The sequence below is a fragment of the Saccharothrix sp. CB00851 genome, from assembly GCF_001905065.1.
GTDB lineage: Bacteria > Actinomycetota > Actinomycetes > Mycobacteriales > Pseudonocardiaceae > Actinosynnema.
In genome coordinates this window covers 358,003-377,647 of record NZ_LWLC01000034.1, presented here as the reverse complement: position 1 = coordinate 377,647, position 19,645 = coordinate 358,003, and the positions used below count along the sequence as shown (strand labels likewise).

General features: G+C 72.8%; 15 protein-coding genes. 3 read left to right on the top strand and 12 right to left on the bottom strand.

The features are described from left to right. The first annotated feature begins 23 nt into the window (after window positions 1-23). A complete protein-coding gene (locus tag A6A25_RS30585; RefSeq protein ID WP_073896040.1) occupies window positions 24-404 on the top strand; it encodes a DoxX family protein in 381 nt (126 codons plus the stop codon). Window positions 405-483: 79 nt separating this feature from the next. After that, window positions 484-1,023, top strand: coding sequence for a hypothetical protein (locus A6A25_RS30580; RefSeq protein WP_073896039.1), 540 nt, complete (start codon window positions 484-486; stop codon window positions 1,021-1,023). Window positions 1,024-1,033: 10 nt separating this feature from the next. Here A6A25_RS30580 and A6A25_RS30575 read toward each other — a convergent pair whose 3' ends face one another. Beyond that, on the bottom strand, window positions 1,034-4,486 hold the full coding sequence (locus A6A25_RS30575; protein WP_073896037.1) for an ATP-dependent helicase: 3,453 nt from the start codon (window positions 4,484-4,486) through the stop codon (window positions 1,034-1,036). Window positions 4,487-4,556: 70 nt separating this feature from the next. Continuing rightward, entirely contained in the window at window positions 4,557-7,721 is a 3,165-nt protein-coding gene (locus A6A25_RS30570) for an ATP-dependent helicase (RefSeq protein WP_073896035.1), read from the bottom strand. Between the two features lie 134 nt (window positions 7,722-7,855). Between A6A25_RS30570 and A6A25_RS30565 the strand changes: the two genes are divergently transcribed. After that, window positions 7,856-8,182: an MGMT family protein gene (locus A6A25_RS30565; RefSeq protein ID WP_073896225.1), complete on the top strand. Its 327-nt coding sequence runs from the start codon at window positions 7,856-7,858 to the stop codon at window positions 8,180-8,182. Here A6A25_RS30565 and A6A25_RS30560 read toward each other — a convergent pair. The 10 genes from A6A25_RS30560 to A6A25_RS30515 form a co-directional block, all read right to left on the bottom strand. Continuing rightward, window positions 8,145-8,534 (bottom strand): tetratricopeptide repeat protein, encoded by a 390-nt coding sequence (locus A6A25_RS30560; RefSeq protein WP_073896033.1) that lies wholly within the window; start codon window positions 8,532-8,534, stop codon window positions 8,145-8,147. The two genes, A6A25_RS30565 and A6A25_RS30560, sit on opposite strands and share 38 nt — an antisense overlap. Next, the gene (locus A6A25_RS30555) at window positions 8,531-9,493 is read right to left on the bottom strand and encodes a pirin family protein (protein WP_073896031.1); all 963 of its coding nucleotides are present in this window, start codon (window positions 9,491-9,493) and stop codon (window positions 8,531-8,533) included. Before A6A25_RS30555 ends, A6A25_RS30560 begins: the two co-directional genes overlap by 4 nt. A 65-nt stretch (window positions 9,494-9,558) precedes the next feature. Then, window positions 9,559-9,783 (bottom strand): hypothetical protein, encoded by a 225-nt coding sequence (locus A6A25_RS30550; RefSeq protein WP_073896029.1) that lies wholly within the window; start codon window positions 9,781-9,783, stop codon window positions 9,559-9,561. A 222-nt stretch (window positions 9,784-10,005) separates the two neighbouring features. Beyond that, window positions 10,006-10,671, bottom strand: coding sequence for a sirohydrochlorin chelatase (locus A6A25_RS30545; RefSeq protein ID WP_073896027.1), 666 nt, complete (start codon window positions 10,669-10,671; stop codon window positions 10,006-10,008). Continuing rightward, the gene (locus A6A25_RS30540) at window positions 10,668-11,783 is read right to left on the bottom strand and encodes a uroporphyrinogen-III synthase (protein WP_073896025.1); all 1,116 of its coding nucleotides are present in this window, start codon (window positions 11,781-11,783) and stop codon (window positions 10,668-10,670) included. The genes A6A25_RS30545 and A6A25_RS30540 overlap by 4 nt, the downstream gene beginning before the upstream one ends. After that, on the bottom strand, window positions 11,780-12,100 hold the full coding sequence (gene nirD / locus A6A25_RS30535) for a nitrite reductase small subunit NirD (RefSeq protein ID WP_073896023.1): 321 nt from the start codon (window positions 12,098-12,100) through the stop codon (window positions 11,780-11,782). The genes A6A25_RS30540 and nirD overlap by 4 nt, the downstream gene beginning before the upstream one ends. Continuing rightward, window positions 12,097-14,625 (bottom strand): nitrite reductase large subunit NirB, encoded by a 2,529-nt coding sequence (gene nirB / locus A6A25_RS30530; RefSeq protein ID WP_073896021.1) that lies wholly within the window; start codon window positions 14,623-14,625, stop codon window positions 12,097-12,099. Before nirB ends, nirD begins: the two co-directional genes overlap by 4 nt. A 119-nt stretch (window positions 14,626-14,744) precedes the next feature. After that, entirely contained in the window at window positions 14,745-16,097 is a 1,353-nt protein-coding gene (locus A6A25_RS30525; protein WP_073896019.1) for an MFS transporter, read from the bottom strand. 100 nt (window positions 16,098-16,197) lie between these two features. Continuing rightward, window positions 16,198-17,640: an FAD-dependent oxidoreductase gene (locus tag A6A25_RS30520; RefSeq protein WP_073896017.1), complete on the bottom strand. Its 1,443-nt coding sequence runs from the start codon at window positions 17,638-17,640 to the stop codon at window positions 16,198-16,200. Beyond that, window positions 17,637-19,610, bottom strand: coding sequence for a molybdopterin oxidoreductase family protein (locus A6A25_RS30515; RefSeq protein ID WP_073896224.1), 1,974 nt, complete (start codon window positions 19,608-19,610; stop codon window positions 17,637-17,639). The genes A6A25_RS30520 and A6A25_RS30515 overlap by 4 nt, the downstream gene beginning before the upstream one ends. Between the last annotated feature and the right edge of the window lie 35 nt (window positions 19,611-19,645).

The following is a 19,645-nucleotide window of genomic DNA, read 5'->3' as shown; positions in this document are numbered from 1 at the left end:
GGACGACGTGACAGGGTGGTCGCATGGAACCCACTCGTTCCCGTTCCCGGTCGGCGCTCGCGCTGGCCGGGCTGCTCGGCGCCGCGGGTGTCACGCACTTCGCCAAGCCGAAGCCGTACGACGCGATCGTGCCGCGTGCGCTGCCGGGCAAGCCCCGGACCTGGACGTACCTGTCCGGTGCCGCGGAGCTGGCGTTGGCGGCAGCGGTCGCCGTGCCGCGCACGCGGGGCGTGGGAGGGAAGCTGGCGGCCGGGTTCTTCGCGGCGGTGTTCCCGGCCAACGTCAAGATGGCCTACGACTACCGCACGAAGTCACGCAGGGCGAAGGCCATCGCCTACGGCCGGTTGCCGTTGCAGGTGCCGCTGGTCCTGTGGGCCTTGCGCGTGGGGCGCTCAACTCCCTGATCACTCTCGGCAGCGGGTTCGACACCCAGCGCGGCCGAGGGTCTGTCATTGAAACCGAAACCAGTCCTAGGATGCCCGAGTGCAACCGCTCCTCCACCATGCCGCGTCGGCGTTGGGTTGGCGCGGCATCGTCGTGCCCGACGTCGCCGTGCTGGGCCACCAGGTGTCGGCCGTCGTGCGGGTTCGTGCCGACGTGCACGAGTGGCGCAGCGCGAACGGCTGGCCTCCGCAGGCCGACCCGTCGTGGTTCCGCTCGTGGTTCGAGCCGGCCGCGCACGACCGGTTGCCCGTGCCCGCGGTGGAGCTGGTCGGCGTCCTGGTGGGCGAGTCGACGGTCGACCGCGCGTTGCAGTCGTGCGGGACGTTGATGACGCTCGCGCCGTGCTCGGTGGTGCTGCCCGCCGGGCCGCAGGGCACGCAGTCGTGGCCGCTGATCGAGCTGGACTACTACGGCATCGGCGTGGTCGCGGTGGACTCGGCGGGTGCGGCCGAGCTGCTGGTGCCGCCGGAGGACCGGTCGACCGAGTTCGGGCCGTCGCTGTTCGGGCGGTGGCTGCTGGAAGTGCTCTACGACCGGGTGTTGAAGGAAGTGCCCGCGAACGCGCGGGTCAACAGCTAGTGCCGCGGCCCTAGTTCGGGATCGAGCGGATCAGCTCGCGCAGGCCGTCGGCGTCCAGCAGGTCGGCGGGGCGCAGCGTGTGGTCCTGGCGGACGTAGTGGAACGCCGCCCGCACCTTCTCGACCGGGGTGCCGGTCAACGCCGCCCACGCCAGCCGGTAGGCCGCGAGCTGCACCGACAGCGCCGGTAGGCGGTCTTCGTCCGGCACGGCGCCGGTCTTCCAGTCGACCACGGTCCAGCCGCCGTCGTCGTCGGCGAACACGGCGTCCATCCGGCCGCGCACGGACAGCCCGTCGATCTCCGCTTCGAACGGCACCTCGACGTCGTGCGGGACGCGGTCGGCCCAGGCGCTGGCCAGGAACGCCTCCTGCAGGCGGGTGAGGTCGGCGTCCGGTGCGGCGCCCTCGTCGGCGGCGCCGGGCAGTTCGTCCAGGTCGAACAGGCGGCTCGCGCCGAACCGCTGTTCCAGCCAGGTGTGGAACGCCGTGCCGCGGCGGGCCAGCGGGTTGGGCGGGAACGGCAGGGGACGGCGCAGCCGGCGGGCCAGCAGGTCCGGGTCGGCGGCGAGTTCGACCAGCTGGCTGACCGAGAGGTGGTCGGGCAGGACGACGCGTTCCCGGCGGTCGGCCGCGGCGGCGCGTTCGGCGAGGAGCACGTCGACGTCGCGGGACCAGCCTTCCGGGTCCTCGAACGTGGAGTTCGGGGGTCCTGGAGGTTCGACACGCGGGTCCTGGGTGTTCGACTCGCGCGGGTCCTGGTCGTCGGGGGGTGGCTCGAAGTCGAGGGGTTCCGGGGGCAGGTCGTCGTCCGGGGGTTCCGGAGGCAGGTCGGGGTCCGAGGGGAGGGTAAGGGCAGGGGCAGAGGGGAGGACGGGGTCCGGTTCGGCGAGGTGGCGGTCCAGGGCGGTGAGGACCAGTTCGGCGCCCTCGGCCACGGCGGCACGGCGCTTGCCCAGCGGGTCGGTCGGCCACTGGGCCGTCTTCGTCTGCGACGCCAGCGGGTTGGGGTCGTCCTCGGCCGGGCGGGGCGCCCAGTGCGCGATGTCGGCGGGCGGGTGGTCGGCGGCCTGCACCGCCTCCCGGATCTCGGTCAGGAACGCGGACGGCCCCTTCGGCTTGTCGCCCGTCTCGCCCCACCAGTGCCCCGACACCAGCAGGCTGTGCTCGGACCTGGTCAGCGCCACGTACAGCAGCCGCCGCTCCTCCACCAGCCGCCGCTCGTCGAAGTCCTCCTCGTGCCGGACCAGCGCCTCCTCGACCTCCTTGCGGTTGGCGTCGGGCGCGATGCGCAGCTTCGGCAGGTCCTCGGCGTCACCACGCAGGTCGGCGGGCAGCTCGGCCACCGAACGCAGCCAGCTGGACGACTTCTTCCGGCCGGGGAACACGTCCTTGACCACGTGCGGCACGGCGACGATGTGCCACTCCAGGCCCTTCGCCGAGTGCATGGTCAGCACCTGCACCCGGTTCTCGGCGACCTCCACCTCGCCGGGTTCCAACCCGTCCTCGGCCTGCTCGGCGGTGTAGAGGTAGTCCAGCAGCGCGGGCAGGGTGGCCGACGGGCTGGCGGCGGCGAAGTCGTTGACCACGTCGGCGAACGCGTCCAGGTGCGCCCGCCCGACCCCTCCCGGCCGGGCCATCGCCTCGATGTCCAGCAGCAACGTGCGCTCCACGTCCGCGACCAGCTCGGGCAGCGGCTGGTCCAGCCGACGCCGCAGCGCCGACAGCTCCGCGCCCAGCCGCCGGATCCGCCGGTAGCCCTCGGCGGAGTACGCGGTCGGGTCGCCCGGGTCGTCCAACGCGTCGGCGAGACCGGCCTGCTCGGCGTGCTCACCGGGCAACGCGTCGGCGATCACCGCCAGCGGGTCGTTCGCCACGGACTGCCGGCTCGGCGAACCCGCCAGGTCACGCGCCCGCGTCCACAACGCCGCCAGGTCGTACGCCGCGACCCGCCAGCGGGAACCGGTGAGCAGCCGGGCGGCGGCCGTGCCCGCCAAGGGGTCGACCAGCACGCGCAGGGCACTGGTCAGGTCACGGACCTCCGGCTCGTCCAGCAGCCCGCCCAGACCCACGACCTCGACCGGCAGGCCGCGTTCCCGCAGCGCCGCCGCGATGTTCGCCATGTCCGAACGGCGCCGCACCAGCACGGCGGCGGTCGGCGGCTCGTCGCTGGTGTCCAGGTGCTGTTCCCACTGCGCGGCGACGGTGTCGGCGACCCAGTCCAGCTCCTGCCGCACGTCGTCGAACAACGCCACCCGCACGTCACCCGGCCCGGCGCCGTCCCGGGCGCGCAGCTCGTCCACGTCCAAGCCCATGGCGCGCAGCGGCGCGGACACGGCGTTGGCCAGCGCCAGCACCTCCGGCGGGTTGCGGAAGCTGGTGAGCAGGCCGTACTTCTTGGCGGGCGGGAAGTCGTGCACGAACCGGGGCAGGTTCGCCGCCGACGCGCCGCGCCAGCCGTAGATCGCCTGCGCCGGGTCGCCCACCGACGTCACCGGCATCGGCTCGCCCCGCCCGAACAACGACCTCAGCAGCACGCGTTGCGCGTGGCCGGTGTCCTGGTACTCGTCCAGCAGCACGGCGCCGTAGCGCTCACGCTCGCCGCGCACGACCTCCGGGTGCTCGGACGCCAGCCGTGCGGCCAGGGACATCTGGTCGGCGAAGTCCATCGCCGCCTCACGCCGCTTGCGCGCCTGGTAGGCCTCCAGCAGCGGCAGCAGGTTGACGCGCAGGCGTTGGGCGTTGACCACGGCCTTCAGCGACTCGGGCAGCCCGTCGCGCTGCCGTGCGGTCTTCGGCGCGTTCTCGATCACGCCGCACAGCCACTCGGCGTGCGTGCGCAACGCGGTCGGCTCGACCAGGTGCTCCCCCAGCTCGCCGGCCAGCGCGAGCAGGTAGCCGGTGACGGTCGCGGGCACCTTGTCGGTGTCGATGTCCTCGGCCCACGTCGACACCACCCGGTGCGCGAGCTGCCACGCGGCGGTCTCGGTGAGCAGCCGCACGCCCGGTTCCACGGGCAGCCGCAGGCCGTGCTCGCCGACCAGCCGGCCCGCGTACGCGTGGTAGGTCAGGATCACCGGTTCGGTGGTCAGCACGGCGGCCCGCCGTTCGCCGCCGGGGTCGAGCCGGTCCAGCAGGGGCGAGCCGCCGAGCCGGCGCAGCCGCAGCCGCACCCGGTCGGACAGCTGGCGGGCGGCCTTGCGGGTGAACGTCAGACCGAGGACCCGGTCGGGGGTGACGAAGCCGTTGGCGACCAGGTACACCACGCGGGCGGCCATCGTCTCGGTCTTGCCCGCGCCGGCGCCGGCCACGACGAGCGCGGGCGCGGTGGGCGCGGCGACGACGGCGGCCTGCTCGGGGGTGGGCTTGGGCAGGCCGAGCGCCTCGGCGACCTCGAACGGGCTGGCGAGCGCCACCGGCTCACCCGCCACCCGTTCGACCCCGCTCGGCACGACCACGTCCCGCATTCTCCGTGGTCGGGCCCCGGCTGCTTCGGCGACCCGCAGGCGGAAGCCGTATTCGCTGGTCAGACCTGCCTTATTGGCTCACCTGACGGCCGGACGAGTGCACCGGGCAGGTGGTGCGGGCCGGGCAGCGATCACAGTCCGCGTTCTCCGCGGCCCGGTACCGCGGCCCGACGCTCGACCCGGCGGCCAGTTGCACGGCCTCCAGCCACACCCGCACGCCCTGCTCGTCCAGCGGCGCCTGCTCCCGTTCGACGGCACCGGTCTTGCGGTCCTCCTTGGCCACGTACAGCAGCCGCGCGCCGCCCGGGTCGGTGGCCAGGCCGAGGTGCGTGAAGCCGCCCAGCGCCGACGCCAGCTGGTAGACGGCCAGCTGCGGGTGCTCCTGGGCGTCGTTCTTGCTCACCGGGGTCTTGCCGGTCTTGACGTCCACGACGACCGGTCGCCCGTCCCGGTCGGTCTCCAGCCGGTCGACCCGGCCGCGCACGCGCAGCTTCGGGCCGCCGTCCTGCCGGGGGATCTCGACGGAGATCTCCTCCTCGACCGCGACCTGAGTGAGCTGGGAGCGGCTGGAGGCGAGCCAGCCGAGGAACGTGTCGAGCATCCGTTCGACCCGGGTCCGCTCGCGGCGGGAGAACCAGGGCGCGCCCGCGTCCACCGCGGCCCACGCCTCGTCCAGCTTGGCGCGCAGTTCTTTTTCGTCCGCGCCGGTCGCGGCGGCTTGGGCGAGGGCGTGGACGAGGGTGCCGGTGATGGACGCCAGCTCGGCCGGGTCCTGCCCGCCGTGCCGTTCGACGACCCAGCGCAGCGGGCACTTCGCGAGCGTCTCCACGGTGGACGGCGACACGCTCACCGTGTGCTCCTCGGTCCACAGTGGACTCTCCGTGGTGACGTCCGCCAAGCCGTACCAGGAATCGGGGTGCGCCCCGGGCACGCCCGCCGCGGCCAACCTCGCCAGCTGGACGGCCGCGCGCTCACGGCGGTCGGCCGGCTCGTCGTCGGAGCACACGACGCGGCGGAGTTCGCCGACCAGTTCAGCCAGGACCAAGCCGCGCTCGGGGGTGAACGTGGGCCGTTCCGGTTCGCCGGTGGACAGCTCCTCGATCTCGTCCAGGAACCGGGACGGCTGCTCGTCCTCGCCGCGGACGGCGCTGACCAGCAGCGTTCGCCGGGCCCGGCTCGCGGCGACGAGGAGCAGGCGGCGTTCCTCGGCCAGGATGGGCGCGACGGCGGACACCGTCTCGGTCGACACGCCCGCGACCACGTCGACCATGCGTTCCACGCCGAGCAGCGACCCGCGCAGCCGCAGGTCGGGCCAGCTGCCCTCCTGCACGCCCGGCACGGCCACGACCGTCCACTCGCGACCGGCGGCGGCGTGCGCGGTCAGCACCGACACCGCTTCACCGGTGGGTGCCGCGGCGGCCAGCGTGTCGCCGACGATCTCCTGCGCGGCCAGGTAGTCCGCGAAACCCTCGGCGCCCGAACCGGGCAGCCGGTCCACGTACTTCGCGGCGGCCTCGAACAGCGCCACGATCGCGTCCAGGTCCCGGTCGGCCTGCATGCCGACGGTGCCGTGCCGCGCGGACTGCGCCACCCAGCGCGTCTCCAGACCGGTGGTCTGCCACAGCTCCCACAGCACCTGCTCGACCGACAACCCGTCCGCGATCCCCTTGCGCGCCTTGCGGAGCAGGCCGGCGATGCGCCGGGCCGGTTGCACCTCGGCGTCCTCCAGCGCGGCCAACCGGTCGTCCGACTCGATCACCTCGACCAGCAGCTCACCGCTCGGCCGGTCGCGGCCCGCGGCCAGCTCCAGCCGGCGCAGGCCGCGCCGCAACCGCCGCAGCGCCAACGGGTCCGCGCCGCCCAGCGGTGACGACAGCAGCATCGCCGCGGTGTCCTCGTCCAGGCTGCCCGGCACGGCCGCGCACCGCAGCAACGCCAGGAACGGCATCACGGCCGGTTGACGTGCCAGCGGCAGTTCGTCGCGCGGCACGGCCACCGGCACACCCGCCGCGAGCAGGGCGCGTTGCAGGACCGGCAGGGATCTCGTCGCCGAGCGCGCCACGACGGCCATGTGGGACCAGGGGATCTCGTCGATCAGGTGTGCCCGGCGCAGTTGGTCGGCCACCCAGCTCGCCTCCTGCGCGGCGGACGCGAACAGGCGGACCTGGACGTGGCCCGTGCCGTCGACCGGGGAGACGTCGCGGGTCGGTGAGGCGCCGGGCAGGCGGGCGGCCAGGCGACCCACGGCGGCCCGGATCTCCGGCGCCATCCGGTAGCCCGTGGTGAGGACGACCGCGGGGCCGTCCGCTTCGGCCAGCAGCGTGGGATCGGCGCCGCGGAAGGAGAACACGGCTTGGTCGGGGTCGCCCGCCAGGACGAACTCCTGGGCGGACGCGCCGAGGGTGCTGATGAACTCGTACTGGAGCGGGTCGAGGTGCTGGGCGTCGTCCACGAGCAGGTGCCGGACGCGACGTTGTTCGGCGGCCAGCACGTCCGGCTCGGTCTGGAACGCGAGCAGCGCACTGCCGACCAGCTCGGCCGCGTCGAACGACGGCGCGTGCCCCTGGCCGCTGCTGGCCAGCAGGTTGACCTGTTCGTACTGGGTGGCGAACAGACCGGCCGCCACCCACTCCTCGCGGGAGTGCTTGCGGCCCAGCTCGGTCAGGTCCTCCGGGGCGAGGCCGCGTTCGGTGGCGCGCAGCATCAGGTCCCGCAGTTCGTGGGCGAAGCCCGGGAGGGTGAGGGCGGGCCGGAGGCGTTCGGGCCACTTCGGAGCGCCCATGCTCACGTCACCGGCGAGCAGTTCGCGGACCACGGCGTCCTGTTCGGGACCGGAGAGCAGGCGAGGGGCCGGTTCGCCCTGGTGGACGGCTTGGGCGCGCAGGACCGCGAAGGCGTACGAGTGGACCGTGCGGACCAGGGGTTCCTGCGTGGTCGGCAGGACGCCGTCCGTCCGGGCGCCGGTGAGCAGTCGGGTGATGTGCGCGCGCATCGCCTCGGCCGCGCGCCGGTTGGGGGTGAGGACCAGCACGTTCTCCGGGTGCACGCCGCCGCGCAGCACCCGGTGCGCCACCACCTCGGCCAGCAACGTCGTCTTGCCCGTCCCGGGACCACCCAGGACGCGCAACGGCCCGCCGGCGTGGTCGAACACGGCGCGTGCGGGCGCGTCCCAGTCGCGCCGGGGCTCCTCCTGCCGCACCCGGCGCACCAGCAACGGCGCCCTGTTCACTGCCACGCCGCAGATGGAACCACAGACCCCCGACAGTGTTGGATTGCGCCGCCTCCGGCGTCGCGGGCGAGGTCGCCTGGAAGTCGACCTCGCGGCGAGGGTGCGGAAAGTTGCCCGAACTCACGTGGAAAGCTGTGCGCGTGGACGAAGAGCTGCACGAGATGGTCCGCGAGGTCGTGCGCAAGATCCCGCGCGGCCGGGTCGCGACCTACGGTGACGTCGCCGACATCGCCCGCGCGCCGTCGCCCCGCCTGGTCGGGCAGGTGCTCAACCAGGACGGGCACGACCTGCCGTGGCACCGGGTGCTGCGCGCCAACGGCACGTGCGCGCCCCACATCGCCGACGAGCAGTTGCAGCTGCTGCGCGAAGAGGGCGTGGTGGCCGACAACGGCAAGGTCGACCTGCGCACGTACCGCTGGGAGGACGCGGTCAAGGAGAAGGCGGAGGAGCCTCCCGGCCTGTGGTGAGCCGTGCCTGCACCCGGGCCACCTCGGACGCGACCTCGGGGTCCCGCGTGATCGCGGCGGCCAGTCGCAGCTGCGGCAGCGCCTCGGCGTGCCTGCTCTGCCTGCTGAGCGTGCGGCCGAGCAGCAGGCGCGCGTAGCCGTCGGACGGGTCGAGGTCGACCAAAGTGGTCAGCACGCCCTCGGCCTTGCCCAGCGCGGCCGACTGGAAGTGCGCCAGCGCCAGCTCGGTCAGCACGGTCCGGTCCTGCGGCGCGTGCTCCGCCGCCTCGGCCAGGTACCGCGCCGCGCCGCTCGGGTCGCCGGACGCGCGGAACATGCGGCCCTTGCGCAGCAGCTCCAGGACGTCGGTCATGACAGCTCCTCGTCCGCCGAGGTGACGTGCGGCACGTGCGTGACGCCCAGTCGCCCGGCTTGGAAATCTTCGATGGCCTGCAGGATCTCGGCCCTCGTGTTCATCACGAACGGCCCGTAGCGCGCGACCGGCTCGCGCAGCGGCAGTCCGCCCAGGACCAGCACGTCCCACGTCGTGTCGGCCTGCATCGTGAGCGCGGCCCCGTCGTTCTCGAAGACGGCCAGGCGGCCTTCTTCGAGCGGACGGCGGTCGGTGCCGACCGTGCCGCGACCGGACAGGACGTAGACCATCGCGGTGAAGTCCTCCGGCCACGGGAGCGTGAGGTGGGCGTGCGGGCTGAGGGTGGCGTGCAAATAGGTGATCGGCGTGTGCGTCCGGCCCGGTCCCCGGTAGCCCGCCACGTCGCCCGCGATCACGCGGACCAGCGCGCCACCGTCGTCACTGGACAGCAGCACGGTGTCGGCCGCGTTGATGTCCTGGTAGCGGGGCGGGGTCCACTTGGCGGCCTTCGGCAGGTTGACCCACAGCTGCACGCCGTGGAACAGCCCGCCCTTGGCCACCAGCTCCTGCGACGGCAGCTCGGAGTGCAGGACGCCGGAACCGGCGGTCATCCACTGCGTGCCACCGTTCGTGATCACCCCACCGCCGCCGGTGGAGTCCCGGTGCTCGAACACCCCGTCGATCATGTAGGTGACGGTCTCGAAGCCGCGGTGCGGGTGCCAGGGCGCGCCCTTCGCCTCACCGGGGCCGTACTCGACGGCGCCCATGTGGTCGAGGAGCAGGAACGGGTCCGCGTCGGCCAGTTCGACGCCCGGGAAGGGGCGGCGGACCTGGAAGCCCTCGCCTTCGAGGAACCGCTGCGCCCGCACGACCCGGCGCACCCCGCGCCACGCGGTGGTGGCCTCGGGCAGCCGGGGCAGGCGCGGGAGGGTGAGGGTGTCGGCGGTGACGGCGGGCATGGCTGCCTCCTCGGGCGGTGACCGCCCGGTTCGGCGGTCTCACCCGCGTCAACCTAGTTGAGGCCTCAACTATTCCGGGTGAGGTCCGGCGCGATGAGCTCGACCGGCGGACCCGCGCGGAACGCCGGCACGCGCGCGTAGCCCTCGCGCCGCACCTTCCGGTAGTCCGACCTCGGCCACAGCGGCAGCCGGTGCGCCTGCCACCACTGCCAGGCCGCCAGGAGCCCACCGGCCAGCGCGAGCGCGCCCTCGACGCGGCGATCCCCCGCCACGTCGCCGTGAACACCCACAGCAGCACCGGGACGCAGGCCAGCGCCAACGGCGGCCACCCGTAGTGCGCGGTCGCCGCGGCCAACAGCAGCCCGCCCGCGCCGCCCACCAGCACCCGCAACAGGGTGATCAGCCGGAATGGCAGCCGGTCGACCGCGTTCTGCAGCAGCTCCGACAGCCATCTCACGCCCATGCCGCGATCATCGACCGCGGTAGTGACCCGCGTCAGCGGATTCGCGACTTCAGGCCACGTCCTGGAAGCAGCGGGCCTCGTAGTACCGCAGCAGGACCGCCTCCACCACCCGCAGGTGCGCCCCGATCGGCGCCGCCACGACGGCCGCGCCCGACTCGGCCACGACCTGGTGGAACAGACCGGGCGCCAGCAACCACGACGCCACCGCCACCCGACCCGACGCCGCGGCCACCACGTCGGTGATGCGCGGCTCGGCGGTCGCGGCGTAGCCGATGGTGACCGGGCCGACCCGGTGCGACAAGGCGGTGGCGACCGCCCGCACGTCGGCCAGCGCCCGCGGGTCCGAGGACCCCGCCGCGGCCAGCACCACCGAGTCGCCCGGCGTCCACCCGGCCTCGGTCAACCGGGCCAGCAGCGCGGGCAGCAACGCGGGCCCGATCGGGTCCGTGATCACCACATCGGGGTGACCGGAGGCCTCGACCTGCTCCGGGATGTCCACCCGCACGTGGTACCCGGCGGCGAGGAAGGCGGGCACGACGACGGCCGGGCCGGAGACGGACGACAGCACCGAGGTGACGTCCGGCTGCCGCACGTCCGCGTAAGCCACCCGCACCGGCACGCCACCCAGCCGGGCACGCACCAGGGACGCGATTTCTTCCACCACAACGGCACCTGCGGGGTCGCGGGTGCCGTGCGCGACGAGGACGAGGGTCATACCGCGACTCCGGCGGGGTCCATGGCCAGGCGGTAGCCGCGCTTGACGACGGTGGCGACCATGCGCGGTTCGCCCAGCGCCGAGCGCAGCCGGCCGATCGCGGTCTCCACGGCGTGCTCCTCACCGCCGCTGGGCAGCGCGGCCAGCAGCTCGCGCCGCGACACCACCCGCCCGCGCGCGGCGGCCAGGACGCGCAGCACGGCCATCGGCGCGGGCGGCACGGGGCGCAGTTCACCGTCCACCACCACGGCCTGGCCGCGCAGTTCGATGTCCCGGGCCGCGATCCGCAGCCGGGTCGCCCGGGCGGGCAGTTCCAGCGTCAGCTCACGGGCCAGCGCGCCGATCCGGGCACGGGCGGGCTGCACCACCGGGATGCCCGCCGCCACGAGCGGTCCGGCGGTGATCGCGCCGACGCCCACCACCAGCACGTCCCGCCGCAGCACGGAGGTCAGCTCGGTCAGCTTGCCCATCCCCTCCGCCACCCGCAGCACGGACGCGGCGGCGGGCGCGCTGGTGAACGTCAGCGCGTCCACCTGGCCCGCCAGCACGGCCTCCAGCAGCCGTTCCAGCGGCGCGGGGTCGGCCGGGCCGGTCCAGCGGTAGACGGGGACCTCCACGACCGTGGCACCGGCCGCGCGCAAGGTCGACGTGAACTCCGGCAACGGCTCGCCGTGCAGCTGCACGGCGATGCGCTTGCCGGACACACCGGTCCGCAACAGGTGGTCGAGCAGCTCGGCGTTGCTCTCCCCCTCCGGCGACCACGCCTCCACCAATCCGGCGGCACGCACCGCGCCCCGCGCCTTCGGCCCCCTGGCCAGCACCCGCGCCCCGGACAGCCGCGACAGCAGCCGCGCGCCCAGGCCCCACCCCTCCGCGGCCTCGACCCAGCCGCGGAAGCCGATGCCGGTGGTCGCCACCGCGACGTCCACCGGTTCCTCCACCACCAGCCGCGTCGCGGCCAGCAGCTCCGCGTCGTCGGGCAGCGGCACGATCCTGATGGCGGCGCCGTGCAGCACGGTCGCGCCCTTGCGCTCCAAGAGAGCCGAGAGCTCGTCGGCCCGCCGGGCGGCGGTCACCCCGACCGTGTACCCGGCCAGCGGGGCGGCGTTCACGGTGACCCGACCTGGATGACGCCGTCGGTCACGACCACCGGGTGCACCGGCACCCCGGTCGAGGGGTCGTCCAGGCACTTGCCGGTCGAGAGCTCGAACGCCTGCTTGTAGACCGGCGACACCACCACCGGCACACCGCCGCGGTCGCCGACGATGCCGCGCGCCAGCACCGCCGCACCGCTGAACGGGTCGATGTTGCCCAACGCGTGCACCGTGCCCGCCGAGGTCAGGAACACGGCCACCTGGGAACCGTCGGGCAGCAGGGCCGCGACCCCCTGGTCGGGCCGGAGGGCGCTCAACTCGCACACAGGCGTCATCGGGAAACCTCCACCTGACTCTCCACCTCGTTGAAGGTGGGAACACCCAGCAGGACAGGCACCTTCTGGCCGCGCTCTTCCCGGAACGAGATCGTCGGGTCGGGCGTGCCGGGGGCGTTGACGAACGACGTGAAGCGGGCCAGCTTCTCCGGGTCCTCGAGCACGCCGCGCCACTCGTCGGCGTAGTTGTCCACGTGCTTGGCCATCGCGGCTTCCAGGTCGGCGCAGATGCCGAGGCTGTCGTTGACGATGACGTCGCGCAGGTGGTCCAGCCCGCCTTCCAGCGACTCGATCCAGGTCGAGGTGCGCTGCAACCGGTCCGCGGTGCGGATGTAGAACATCAGGAACCGGTCGATCAGCTTGATCAGGGTCTCGGTGTCCACATCGGACGCGATGAGGTCGGCGTGGCGCGGGGTGAAGCCGCCGTTGCCGCCGACGTAGAGGTTCCAGCCGTTCTCGGTCGCGATGATGCCGAAGTCCTTGCCGCGCGCCTCGGCGCACTCGCGCGCGCAGCCGGACACGGCGGACTTGAGCTTGTGCGGCGACCGCAGGCCGCGGTAGCGCAGTTCGAGCTCGATGGCCAGCGACACCGAGTCCTGCACGCCGTAGCGGCACCACGTGGTGCCGACGCACGACTTCACCGTGCGCAGCGCCTTGCCGTAGGCGTGCCCGGACTCGAACCCGGCGTCCACCAGGCGCTTCCAGATCTGCGGCAGCTGGTCGACGGTCGCGCCGAACAGGTCGATCCGCTGCCCGCCGGTGATCTTGGTGTAGAGGCCGAAGTCGCGGGCGACCTCGCCGATGACGATCAGTTTCTCCGGGGTGATCTCGCCGCCGGGGATGCGCGGCACGACCGAGTAGGTGCCGTTGCGCTGCATGTTGGCCAGGAACCGGTCGTTGGTGTCCTGCAGGGTGGCCTGCTCGCCCTCCAGCACGTGGCCGTTGTCCAGCGACGCGAGGATCGAGGCGACGGCGGGCTTGCAGATGTCGCAGCCGTGGCCCCGGCCGTACCGGGACACCAGCTCGGAGAACGTGGTGACGCCGGTGGAGCGGACGATCTCGAACAGCTCGGCCCGCGAGTGCTCGAAGTGCTCGCACAGCGCCTTGGACTGCTCGACACCGCACTCGGACAGCAGCTTCTTCAGCATCGGCACGCACGAACCGCAGCCGGTGCCCGCCTTGGTGCAGGCCTTGATGCCCGGCACGTCGACGGCGTCACCGGAGTCGACCACGTCCACGATCTGCTGCTTGGTGACCGCGTGGCACGAGCACACCTGGGCGTCGTGCGGCATCGTCAGCTCGACGCCGCCCTCCGGCCCGATCAGCGCCACCGGGTCGCCGGGCACGGGCCGGCCGACCAGCGAGCGCAGGATCGTGTACTTGGACGCGTCACCGACCAGGATGCCGCCCAGTAGAGCGGACTTCGCGGCTGTGGTTTCGCTGGACACGACTACCTTGGCGTACGTGCCCGCCACGGCGTCGTTGACGACGACCTCCAGCGCGCCCTCCTCCTTGGCGTGCGCGTCGCCGAACGAGGCGACGTCCACGCCGAGGAGCTTGAGCTTGGTGGACAGGTCGGCGCCCGGGAACTCCGCCTCGCCGCCGAGCAGCCGGTCCGCGACCACCTCGGCCATCGAGTAGCCCGGCGCGACCAGCCCGTACACCATGCCGTCGAGGTTGGCGCACTCGCCGATGGCGTAGACGTGCTCGTCGGACGTGCGGCAGCCCTGGTCGACCACGACGCCGCCGCGCGGGCCGACCTCCAGGCCGGACTCGCGGGCCAGTTCGTCGCGCGGCCGGATGCCCGCGGAGAACACCACCACGTCCAGGTCCAGCTCCACGCCGTTGGACAGCTTGGCGATGAGCCGTTCGCCGTCCTGCTCGATGGAGGACGCGGACGTGCCGGTGTGCACGGTCAGCTCCAGCTTCTCCACCAGGCGCTTGAGCAGGCCGCCGCCACCCTCGTCCACCTGCAACGGCATCAGCCGCGGCCCGAGCTCCACGACGTGCGGGGAGATGCCCATGCCGCGCAGCGCGTTCGCCGCTTCCAGGCCGAGCAGGCCGCCGCCGAGCACCATGCCCGCGTGCCGACCGGCGGCCCGCGCCGACTCGACCGTGGCCCGGATGCCGTCGAGGTCGTCGATGGTGCGGTAGACGTGACACCCGGGCAGGTCACGGCCGGGCACCGGCGGCACGAACGGCACCGAGCCGGTGGCCAGGACCAGCGCGTCGTAGGACTGCGTCCGGCCGCTCGCGGTGCGCACGACCTTGTTGTCGCGGTCGAGGTGCACCACCTTGTCGTCCAGGTGCAGCTCGACGGCTTCGTCCTCGTGCGGCGCGAGGCTGAGCGACTCGGGATCCCAGCTGTCCACGTAGGACGACAGGGCGACCCGGTCGTAGGCCGGACGGGTCTCCTCGGCGAACACGACGACCCGCCACTGACCGGTCACGTCCTTCTCCCGGAGGGCCTCCACGAGCCGGTGACCGACCATGCCGTGACCGACCACCACCAGCGTTCGCGTCATGGGACCAATCCCTTCTTCTGCCCGGGTCAATGCTCACCGGGCACCGTGTCGTGCCAAGGTCGCGAATGTTGCGCAGGCGTTAAAGCAGACTCACGCCGCACTTCAGAGCGTTGTGTGCGTCACACGCCGGCGTAGGCGAGGCTCGGCACGCGGGCGAACACCCGGCGCCGCATGTAGAACCACCAGGTGGTGGCCATGCAGAGGCCGTAGAAGACCAGGAACGCGGTGAGCGCCGGCGCGAGGGTCTTGCTGCCCTCGAGCGAGAACTTGAACACCAGGTTCACCAGCACGCCGCCGAACGCGCCGATCGCGCCCGCGATGCCGACCACGGCGGCTGCCTGCCGCTTGGCCGACCGGACGTCCTCGGTCTGCGCCATGAAGATCGCCGGGATCATCCGGTAGGTGGAGCCGTTGCCCACGCCGGCCAGCACGAACAGCGCGATGAACGAGCCGAAGAACAGCGCGAAGCTGCGGATCTCGATGCTGACCAGCAGGCTGACCGTGCCCGCGGCCAGGCCCAGGAACACCGCCATCGTCATCCGCGCGCCGCCGAACCGGTCGGCGAGCCACCCGCCGAACGGCCTGCTCACCGAGCCGATGAGGGCGCCGAGGAAGGCCAGGCCGACGAAGCTCTTGTAGTCCACGAAGCTCAGCTTGATCAGCGACGGGAACGCGAACGAGAAGCCGATGAACGAGCCGAACGTGCCGATGTACAGGAACGACATCACCCACGTGTGCTTGTTCGACATCGCCTTCTGGTACGACGTGCCGTCCGGCTTGGCCTGGGTGAGGCTGTCCATCAGGAACCACGCGGACGCCGAGGCGACGATGATGAACGGCATCCAGAACAGCGCCGCGTAGGCCAGGTTGATGCCCGTGCCCAGGGAGATGATGATCGGCACGACCAGCTGCACCATCGCCACCCCGAGGTTGCCGCCCGCCGCGTTCAGGCCGAGCGCCAGGCCCTTCTTGCCCTCCGGGTAGAAGAACGAGATGTTGGCCATCGAGGACGAGAAGTTGCCGCCGCCGAAGCCCATCGCGGCCGACGTGAGCAGGAAGAACCAGTACGGCGTGCCGGGGTTGCTCACCGCGATCGCCAGCATCGTGGTGGGGATCAGCAGCAGGCCGGCGCTGATCGTGGTCCACGCGCGTCCGCCGAACTTCGGCACCGCGAACGTGTAGGGGATGCGCAGCACCGCGCCGACCAGGTTCGGCACGATGAGCAGCCAGAACGTCTGGCCGACGCTGAAGCTGAAGCCGACCGGACCGAGGCTGACCACGACGATGCTCATCAGGCTCCACACGGTGAAGCCCAGGTTCTCCGCCAGGATGGAGAAGAAGAGGTTCTTGCGGGCGATCTTCTTGCCGGTCGACTCCCAGAACGACGGGTCTTCCGGCTCCCAGTGCTCGATCCACCGACCACCGCGCTTCGCCTGAGGCGCAACGCTCGCGGTCTCCATCACCGTGCTCATTGGACCCTCCCGGACACCGATTTCCCGTTGTGGGAACACTAAGAACGGTCCGTTACCCCGACGTTCGGACAGGTGTCGTCGGCGGCAACTCCTCTGCACATCACGCGGACTGGGGCTGTGAGGCGGCGAGCCAGTCGACGATCCCGCACACCGCGTCCTTGCAGCCCCCGCAGCCGGTGCTCGCGCGCGTGACCTCGGCGATCGAGGACAGCGTCGTCGCGCCCGCCCGCCACGCGCTGACCAGCTGACCCTTGCTGACCGTGTTGCACCGGCACACCACCGCGGACGCGGGCAGGTCGGCGGGGCTGGCCTCGTTCTCGGCGGGCAGCGCGCGGCCCAGCAGCAGCGCGAGCCGGTCGGTCGGCGCGGGTAGGCCGCGGTCGAACAGCTGGGTGATGGCCGCCGCCGCGTCCGGCGCGCCGAGCACGATCGCGCCGGTCACCCTGTCGTCGCGCAGCACCAGCTTGGCGTACCGGCCGCGGGCCGGGTCCTGGAAGCACAGCACCTCGTCGTCGGCCGAGTCGACGCCCACGTGCACGTCACCCAACGCGGCCAGGTCGACATCACGCGCCTTGAGCCTGGTCACCACGGTCGTGCCCGCGTACCGGGCGGCGGGCGCGACGCCGGTGAGCCGGTCGGCCAGCACGGCGGCCTGCTCCCACGCGGGCTGCACCAGGCCGGACACCGTGCCGACGTGCTGGGCGCAGTCGCCGATGGCGTGCACCCTGGGGTCGGAGGTGCGCAGCGCGTCGTCCACGAGGATGCCCCGGTCGACCTCGATGCCCGCCTCGTCGGCGAGGCTCGTCTCCGCGCGCACGCCTGCCGAGACGACGACCAGGTCCGCGGGCACGTGCGTGCCGTCGTCCAGCTCCAGCCCTTCGCCGGGCGTGTACTTCGTGGCCAGCACACCGAGCCGGAACTCGATGCCCAGGCCCTCCAACGTGGTCGCCAGCACCCGGCCCGCGCCCGCGTCGAGCTGCCGTTCCATCAGGTGCCCGACCGGGTGGACCACGGTGACCAGGCAGCCGCGTCCGGCCAAGCCGCGCGCGGCCTCCAGCCCGAGCAGCCCGCCGCCGAGCACCGCGACCGGCGTCCCCGGCGAGGCGTGGTCCACGATCCGGGCGCAGTCGTCCAGCGAGCGGAACGCCACCGCTCCGGGCGCCAGGTCGCCGTTGCCGTCGAGCAGCCCCGGTGTCGGCGGCACCCACGACCGGGCGCCGGTGGCCAGCACCAGCGAGTCGTACGGCACCTCCTGGTCGCCCACGTGCACCACCCGCCGGGTCCGGTCGATCTTGCTGACCGACCCACCCAGCCGCAGGTCCACGTGGTGCTTCGCGGCCCAGTCCGGGTCGTGCAGCCGCACGGCCTCGGGTGTCAGCGACCCGGCCACCACGCTGGACAGCAGCACCCGGTTGTACGCGGGGTGCGCCTCGTCGCCCAGCACGGTCACCGAGACCCGTTCCGCCTTCGGGTCGCGGCGGCGGATCTCGTCGGCCAACCGGGCACCGGCCATGCCGTAGCCCACGATGACAACGTTCCTCATACCGACTCCAATCGGACCGCGCACACCTTGAACTCGGGCATCCGGCTGGTCGGGTCCAGCACCGGGTTGGTCAGCAGGTTGGCCCGGCCCTCGCCCGCGTAGTGGAAGGGCAGGAACACCACGTCGATCCGCATCGACGGCACGCAGCGCACCCGCGCCACCGTCCGGCCGCGCCGCGAGACCACGGCGACCATCCCGCCGTCGGCCAGCCCGGCGCGGGTCGCGGTGTCCGGGTGGACCTCGACGTAGACCTCGGGCTCGGCCCGGTTCAGCTCGGGCACCAACCGGGTCTGCGCGCCGGACTGGTAGTGCTGCAGGACGCGGCCGGTGGTGGCCTGCAACGGGTAGTCCTCGTCCGGCACCTCGACCGGCCCCCGGTGCTCGACCGGGATGAACCTCGCCCGGCCGTCCGGGTGGGCGAACCGGTCGAGGAAGGGCCGCGGCGTGCTCTCCTGGACGACGGGCCAGTGCAGGGCTTCCCCCTGGCGCAGGCGCTCGTAGGTCACACCCGAGTAGTCCGCAGCGCCGCCCTTGGAGGCCTGGCGGAGTTCCTCGAACACCACTTCGGGTTCGGTCGGGAAGCGTTCGGCCGGTTGACCCAACCGGGTGGCCAGACCTCGCAGCACGTCCAGGTCGCTGCGCACGCCTTCGGGTGGGGTCACGGCGACCTGGCGCAGGAGGATGCGGCCTTCGAGGTTGGTCATCGTGCCGCTCTCCTCGGCCCACTGCGTGATCGGCAGCACGACGTCGGCGACGGCGGCGGTCTCGGACAGCACCAGGTCGGCGACGACCAGCAGGTCCAGTGCCTTGAGCCGGTCGGCGACGTGCTGCGAACGGGGTGCGGAGACGATCACGTTGCTGCCGAACACCAGCAGCGCCTTGGGGCCGTTCGGTTGGCCGAGGGCGTCGAGGAGCTCGTAGGCGGAACGGCCCGATCCGGGCAGGTCGTCCACCCCCCAGACGTTCATGACGTGCTCGCGGGCCGCCGGGTCGTCGATCTTGCGGTAGCCGGGGAGCTGGTCGGCCTTCTGACCGTGCTCGCGCCCGCCCTGGCCGTTGCCCTGGCCGGTGAGGCAGCCGTAGCCCGAGTACTCGCGGCCGGGCAGGCCCAGGGCCAGGGCCAGGTTGATCCACGCCGAGACCGTGTCCGCGCCGCTGGCGTGCTGCTCCGTGCCGCGACCGGTGAGGATGAAGGCGTTGTGCGCCTCGGCCAGGATGCGGACGGCGGCGCGCTGGTCGGCCACGGGCACGCCGGTGACGCGCTCGACCCGTTCCGGCCACCAGGTCGCGGCGATCCGCCAGGCGTCGTCGAAGCCGGTGGTGCGCTCGACCAGGTAGTCCTTGTCCAGGTGGCCGTCCGCCACGGCCGTGTGCAGCAGGCCGAGGGCCAGCGCGAGGTCCGTGCCCGGCGCGGGCTGCAGGTGCAGCGTGGCCTGCTCGGCGGTGGCCGTGCGGCGGGGGTCGATGACGATCAGCTCGGCGTTCTTCAGGTGCTGCACGAACGGCGGCATCGTCTCCGCCGGGTTGCCGCCGACCAGCAGGATCGCGTCCGCCCGGTCGAGGTCGGTGACCGGGAACGGCATGCCGCGGTCCAGGCCGAACGCCTTCATGCCCGCGGCGGCGGCGCTCGACATGCAGAACCGGCCGTTGTAGTCGATCTGGGAGGTGCCCAGCGCGACGCGGGCGAACTTGCCCAGCAGGTAGGACTTCTCGTTGGTCAGTCCGCCGCCGCCGAACACGGCGACCGAGTCCGGGCCGTGGGTGTCGCGGAGGGCTTGGAGCTTGGCCGCGATCAGGTCGAGGGCTTCGTCCCAGGTGGCGGGGTGGAGTTCGCCGTCACGGCGGACCAGGGGCGTGGTCAGGCGGGCGGGCGAGGTCAGCAGCTCGGCCGACGTCCAGCCCTTCTGGCACAGCCCACCGCGGTTGGTCGGGAACTCGCGCGGCGACACCTTGCCGTTGGTGATCGACATGGCGCACTGCAGCGCGCAGTACGGGCAGTGCGTGT